The organism is Pantoea sp. X-Soil-TKNS-1280 (genome assembly GCF_059730475.1).
This window is the reverse complement of record NZ_AP035965.1, coordinates 420,309-426,742: the sequence shown is the minus strand read 5'-3', so window position 1 is coordinate 426,742 and position 6,434 is coordinate 420,309. Positions and strand designations below refer to the sequence as shown.

At 47.7% G+C, this 6,434-nt stretch carries 5 protein-coding genes; 1 reads left to right on the top strand and 4 read right to left on the bottom strand.

Going from position 1 to position 6,434, the window contains the following annotated elements:
- The first annotated feature begins 1,572 nt into the window (after positions 1–1,572).
- Positions 1,573–3,186 (top strand): ABC-F family ATP-binding cassette domain-containing protein, encoded by a 1,614-nt coding sequence (locus AC6I8X_RS27250; protein WP_497841830.1) that lies wholly within the window; start codon positions 1,573–1,575, stop codon positions 3,184–3,186.
- Between the two features lie 79 nt (positions 3,187–3,265).
- On the opposite strand, the gene AC6I8X_RS27245 is transcribed toward AC6I8X_RS27250, so the two are convergent.
- Genes AC6I8X_RS27245 through AC6I8X_RS27230 form a run of 4 tightly spaced genes read right to left on the bottom strand, consistent with a single transcriptional unit; the run spans position 3,266 to position 6,332 of the window.
- A complete protein-coding gene (locus AC6I8X_RS27245) occupies positions 3,266–4,174 on the bottom strand; it encodes an aminotransferase class IV (protein ID WP_313683638.1) in 909 nt (302 codons plus the stop codon).
- A 15-nt stretch (positions 4,175–4,189) separates the two neighbouring features.
- Positions 4,190–4,969, bottom strand: coding sequence for an amino acid ABC transporter ATP-binding protein (locus AC6I8X_RS27240; protein WP_313683637.1), 780 nt, complete (start codon positions 4,967–4,969; stop codon positions 4,190–4,192).
- 13 nt (positions 4,970–4,982) lie between these two features.
- Positions 4,983–5,648: an amino acid ABC transporter permease gene (locus tag AC6I8X_RS27235; RefSeq protein ID WP_497841829.1), complete on the bottom strand. Its 666-nt coding sequence runs from the start codon at positions 5,646–5,648 to the stop codon at positions 4,983–4,985.
- Positions 5,649–5,660: 12 nt separating this feature from the next.
- Positions 5,661–6,332, bottom strand: coding sequence for an amino acid ABC transporter permease (locus AC6I8X_RS27230; RefSeq protein WP_497841828.1), 672 nt, complete (start codon positions 6,330–6,332; stop codon positions 5,661–5,663).
- Between the last annotated feature and the right edge of the window lie 102 nt (positions 6,333–6,434).

Genomic DNA, 6,434 nt, shown 5'->3' with positions numbered 1-6,434 from the left:
CGATCCGGGATCGTTTTGGCTTTTATAGGATCGATATAAGATCGTATTAAGATCAAATTATTGGATCCAGCCTGTTAATAACGTGGATAAGTTTCTGAGCGCGATATAACAACGCAGCGGAAGTATGCATAGTACATATCGGCTATCCAGAGGAGAAAATGAGTCGTTCACTTTTGTGACTCAGGGAAAACAGAAAAACAGCAGTAAAATCACGAATCAAGTTTTTCACCCATAATCCGGTTCATTTTTATATAGGTGTACCTACATAAGACTCTGCATCCCGAAGATGATAACGACTCTCCCATTGGTTTAAGTTTTGTAAGATACTGATTATTATCAATTTATTTGAATAATTTCAGATTGAAATACCCATCAAATCTTCATAAAATTTAAGTACAAATAACCCAAAATAGAGTATTTTTTCCACATTTAATGATTCATCACACGTCTTCATCAATTCAAAACACCTTCCCATGTGACTCCTGATCCTTTCCAGAAGGTATTTTCGTGAAGGCTTCTATGAGTGATTCTGTTGTAATGATAAATTTTGATGTCATCAAAAATTAAGTATCGCCCTTTTACTGAATAAAAATCATGGATGCCAGTGATTAGCTCCCTACTCCATTTTAAATCCGGATAAAAGACCTAACTCAGACCCACCATGAGCAAACCCCTCAACTTCATCCTTTTGTGTTTATGAAGTACAGGAATCGCAATAATCATCAGCTGATGGCCAGTTTATGAATGTTGGACCGCAATTTTCCAATTTCATAAAAGATGACCATACCAAAAACATCATTTCTATCATTTGTATACATGTTCAGATTTCACTTACTGATCATCTATTGTGAATATTTCTGACGTTGCTTCAGTATCTACACAGCAAAAACACGAAAATGTTGCCGTCGCTACGTGAAAATTGACAGAGAATACCCCTGCCAATTCGCCAGAATTGCTGTAGCAACGTCAACGAGTTTACAATTTCATGCATCTCAGCGTAACATACTGAATAATATCAATTAATTTTCATAGGGTATAACATATCATTCAATAAATACCACTTCTGGTGATCATTACTTTTCAAAATCCAAAATCAGTATCAAACTGGTTTTTTAGAATTTAAAAGCAAGCCGCCTGAAACTGAGAAGTACATGCAAAAAAATGCGAACGCATGTCGAATTGCATGTAAGCTGTGACCAGGTGACACAGAATCATTCATTTCTCGCACTCCCAGTCATTTTGAACAATGCGTATCCGGCAGTAAGGTTTGGTCATTGAGGATGGATATTGAATACTCAGGGTGATGAAATGAAGGAAGGGATTTCACAAAAATCCTCAAATGAACCCGGCAAGAAAACTCACGTAATCTGTTGATATATAAGTATTTATTTTAATTATTTCAATATGAAATTCCCGGGGTAAATTCAGAAAATATCATCTTCGATTGTTCTTCCCCCCCTTCCCTGCACACGAGGTATTCGTCCAATGCGCTATTGATGCCGCCGTTTTATAACGGCCAATCTCCACCAGTCCCTGGTTACAGGGGGAGCTCAGGCATCTTTGGAACACACTATGACGAATAAAAATCTCGTACTTAAGCACCTATCCTGCGTTCTGCCAGACGGCAGAGTACTTTTCTCTGACCTGAATGAGCAGTTCGATATGCGTCCCACCGGCCTGGTTGGTCGTAACGGAGTGGGAAAAACTTTTCTGGCACAAATACTCGCCGGGAAATTACCTCCAACCCATGGCAGTTGTCACTATAGTGGTACGGTTCACTACCTTGCCCAACAGGTAGCCTATCCTGACGGATACACTGTTGCTGATCTGGCAGGAATAAAACACATCATTGATGCGCTGGAACGTATCGAGACAGGCAATTCCGCACCAGAGGATTTTGATGTTGTTGGCAATTACTGGGATATACGCCAGAGGCTCAACATCATGCTGCAGTGCCATAACCTGGACCATCTTGAGGCTAATACCCCTGCCAGCATTCTGAGCGGTGGCGAATCAATGCGTGTAGCTTTAGCAGGTGCAATGTTGTCTGATGCCGACTTTTTGATTCTGGATGAACCGACAAACCACCTGGATCGACCCAACAGACAGGCATTGATCGAGCAGTTGCAGAACTGGTCACGGGGGGTAATTGTGGTCAGTCATGACCGGCAATTGCTGGATTCTATGCAGCGGATTGTTGAATTGTCTTCTCAGACGTTAAAAAGTTATGGGGGGAATTACTCATTCTATGTGGAGACAAGAACAAACGAACAGCAAACCGCCCAGCAAAACCTGGATGAATTAAGAAATGAACGTCGGCGGCAGTCTCAGGAAATACAGAAGCAGCATGAACGGCAGGAACGACGCAGTGCGCGCGGTAACAGGCAGGGAAAGGATGCCAATCAGGCCAGAATTCTGTTGGGCCGACAGAAAGAACGCAGTGAAAAATCAGCAGGAATATTGCAGAGGAATCAGGCTGCCAGCAAGGAAAACATCACTCAACGAATACGCGAAGCTGAGCGGGTAATCGAAGATGCAGCGCACATCAATCTGCATCAGATACCTGTAAGCCGGGAAATTAAGCGTCGAATAGCAGAATTAAAAGACGTAGTTTTGCCCTATGCAGGGGCTGTGACAGGTACCCTCAGTATGGTAATCAGCGGGCAGCAGCGCATAGGTGTAATCGGACCCAACGGTTGTGGTAAATCAACCTTGCTTCGGATGATTGCGGGGCGGCAGCTACCTCAGGCAGGGGAAATAAATGTGAATGTTCCAGTCGCGTGGCTTGATCAACGATTAGATAATCTGCCACCAGAGAAGACGGTGTTTGAACAGCTGCGGTCAATCAATCCCGCAATGAGTGAAGGTGTGATGCGCATGCGGTTGGCACAGCTGGGACTGGATGCACAAAAGATCGTAACTCCGGCTGCTTTGCTAAGCGGAGGAGAGCGTCTCAAGGGGGCTCTGGCCTGCATCATCTATGCAGCAACCCCACCGCAGCTGTTATTGCTGGATGAGCCTAATAATCATCTCGATTTGCCCTCTGTCGGGGCATTAGAAGCCATGATACGCGGCTATCACGGCTCTCTGATGGTGGTATCACATGATGACGCGTTTCTGAGTAGCCTGGGGCTTACCGACAGACTAATAGCCACTGAAGATGGATGGAGGCTGGAGACCCTCTAAGCGGAAAAGGCAGCAACCCTGCGTATATCCACTGATTGCCAGCCGGATAACGCAGGAACACTGCTATGAATGGATGTGCTTAGATGTTGTTGAGATAGTTTTGATACCATTGCGCAAGCTGTGTAGTAACCGGGTTCTGGCTGACATCAAACGTCCGGCCATCCAGTTTCCTTACCGGAGTGATACCGGCCAGTGTGCCAGTAACAAACACCTCATCCGCGGTCAGCGCCTCTGCCAGCGTGAAGGGTTTTTCATAAACAGTCATCCCATTTTGTCGCGCCAGTTCAATAAGCGTCTGGCGGGTGATGCCGTTGAAGCAATACAGGCCGTTCGAGGTCCACAGCTCTCCGTTGCGGACAATAAAGAAATTTGTGGAATTGCAACTGGCGACAAAGCCATGAGGGTCAAGCATCAATGCTTCATCAGCGCCTGCATCGAGTGCCTGAAGTAACGCCTGAATCAGATTCAGACGACTGTGAGAATTCAGTCGAAGGTCGAAAACATCCGGTGTGCTGGTGCGATAGCTGGAAGTGAACAGCGCCAGGCCTCGTTTTTTCGCTTCATAATCCACGACTTTATATTCGGCCACACAAACCACGGTGGCCCCGCCAATAATAAAACGGGGATCCTGATTGGGAGTACGTTTTCTGCCTCGGGTTATCATCAGACGCAGATGCGCGCCGTCTGTCATGCCATTAACCTCCAGCGTTTTGAACATAATCGCCGTGATTTCGTCTCGAGTGTGACCAATGTCGAGCTGGATGGCGGCGGCTCCTGCAAACAGGCGATCAAGATGGCGCTGCAGGGCAATCAGTTTGCCATTTACCAGTCGCAGACCTTCCCATACACCATCACCACAGACATATCCGGAATCAAAAATCGATACGGTAGCGTTGTCCCGGTGGACAAATTCGCCATTCACATAAACCTGAACATTATCGTTCCTTGAATCCTGCAAATAGGCCTGGCTGCTTTGACTGGCACTCATGTCGATTCCTTTTTATTAAAATGCACGTTCGGTAAAGCGGGAGAGAAATTCACGGGTACGTGGCTGACGCGGATGTTTGAGAACCTCATCCGGCGTACCCATTTCGTGAATGACACCGTTCTCAATAAAGATCACCCGGTCAGCGAAGTGCCACGCGAAGCCAAGTTCATGTGTCACCAGCAGCAGGGTGCGGCCTTCATCCGCCAGTTCACGAATGGTATGCAACACTTCACCCACCAGCTCAGGATCAAGGGAAGAGGTGGGTTCATCGAACAGCATGATTTCCGGTGCCATGGCTAACGCTCTCGCGATAGCTACACGTTGCTGCTGACCACCGGAGAGACTGCCCGGCCAGGCCTGCTGCTTATGACTCAGGCCGACCTTCTCCAGTTGTCGCTGGGCAATGTTTTTGGCTTCTTCCCGACGCATTTTTTTTACCGATACCAATGCCTCACAGACGTTATCCAGCACGGTGAGATGTGGGAAAAGGTTGAACTGCTGGAACACCATGCCGATGCGTTCACGTACTTCACACAGCTGCTTTTCGCTGTAAATACGTTGATTGTTTTTGCCTGTGCTGCCCAGCACTCTCCCATCAAGTTCAATGGTGCCAGCGCTGGGAGTTTCCATAAAATTGAGACAACGCAGGAGGGTACTTTTACCGGAACCGCTGCCGCCGATAATGGCGATTCTCTCTCCCGGGTAAACATCTAAATCGATTCCTTTTAGAACCACTTGATCGCCGAACTGTTTTTGCAGCCCACGGATACGCATCACGGGTTGTTGATCGGACATGAATTTTCTTTCCTTAAGGCAGGGCGCGATAGCGGCGTTCAAGGCGTGAGGCCAGATAGCTGCCGGGCCAAATCAGGACAAAGTAGAGCAGGGCAACCACCGTTAAGATTTCCACTGGACGGTAATAAGTGCTGCTTAACAACCGTCCCTGATACATCAGTTCGTTGACGGTCAGAATCGACGCCAGTGAGGTTACCTTCGCCAGTTCAATCATGCGGTTGGTCAGGGCTGGTAACATGCGACGGAAGACCTGTGGCAGGATGATGCGTCTCAGCGCTTTGGCCTGAGACATGCCAAGCGCTTTTGCGCCCTCCCATTGCCCGCGTTCAATGGACTGCAACCCCGCACGAAAAATTTCCGCACTGTAGGCAGCGGTATATAACGTCAGAGCCAGAACCGCTGCGCCGAAAGTAGAAAACTGAATACCGACCAGTACCGGGAAGGCGTAATAAAACCAGATCAGCTGGATCAGTACCGGCGTATTACGGAAAACTTCGACGAAGCTCCGTGTCAATGCCGTAACCCAGCGCTGTGGACTGGTCCGGGCAATCCCCAGCAGCAGCCCGATAACGGTGCCGCTAATGCCTGCAAGAAGCCAAAGTTCCAGTGTCACCCCCAAACCTTTTAGTAACACCGGGAAGTTCTGGAAGATTAACGAAAAGTCCCATTGATAGTTCATCTTATTACCTCATCAGCGCGCATCAGAAACCGCGAGACGTTTTTCAATCATCTGGCTGCATTGGCTGATGAACAGCAGCAGGGTGAAGTACATCACGGCAATCAGGGTATACACTTCCAGCGGACGATAGGTCTGGCTATTGACCTGCATCGCCTGATACAAGAGTTCGCTGTAAGCCAGCGAAGAAGCCAGCGCAGTGGATTTCAGTAATTCGAAAGAGCGTTCAAGGAACGGCGGGAGCATCCGGCGTAATGCCTGCGGCAGGATGATGCGACGTAACGCTGTGGCGCGTGGCATGCCCAGCGCTTTGGCACCTTCCCATTGCCCGTTGCTGATTGACTGGATACCGCCGCGATAGACTTCCGCATAAAATGCAGCGGACTGGGCCGACAGCGCCAGCACTGCGGCGGCAAATGGGGAGAGGGTGAGAGGTGATACCACGGGTAACGCGTAGTAGATCCAGAAAAAATGCACGATGGCAGGAGTATTACGGTAAAAACCAATGATCATGATGGCCGGGATTCGTACCAGGCGAAGCAGCGAATTTTTCATTATCGCCAGTATTATCCCCGCGAGCATGCCAAAAACGATGCTGGTCACACCGATCTGAATCGTTCCCCAAAGCCCCTCAAGTAATAACATCCGGTATGGCCAGATGGCGGCAAAATCCCACTGATATGACATACGACACAACCCCTAAAATACTCAATCCAATTTCAGTACGTTAGAACGGCATAATCTTATCAGTACGAAAATGTGATAAATAAATAATATAAAATGACGCTA

Coding starts and splice junctions, on each gene's coding strand:
- AC6I8X_RS27240 (WP_313683637.1), bottom strand. CDS start 4,969: ATGTCCGATCAACAACCCGTGATGCGTATCCGTGGGCTGCAAAAACAG.
- AC6I8X_RS27235 (WP_497841829.1), bottom strand. CDS start 5,648: ATGAACTATCAATGGGACTTTTCGTTAATCTTCCAGAACTTCCCGGTG.
- AC6I8X_RS27230 (WP_497841828.1), bottom strand. CDS start 6,332: ATGTCATATCAGTGGGATTTTGCCGCCATCTGGCCATACCGGATGTTA.
- AC6I8X_RS27250 (WP_497841830.1), top strand. CDS start 1,573: ATGACGAATAAAAATCTCGTACTTAAGCACCTATCCTGCGTTCTGCCA.
- AC6I8X_RS27245 (WP_313683638.1), bottom strand. CDS start 4,174: ATGAGTGCCAGTCAAAGCAGCCAGGCCTATTTGCAGGATTCAAGGAAC.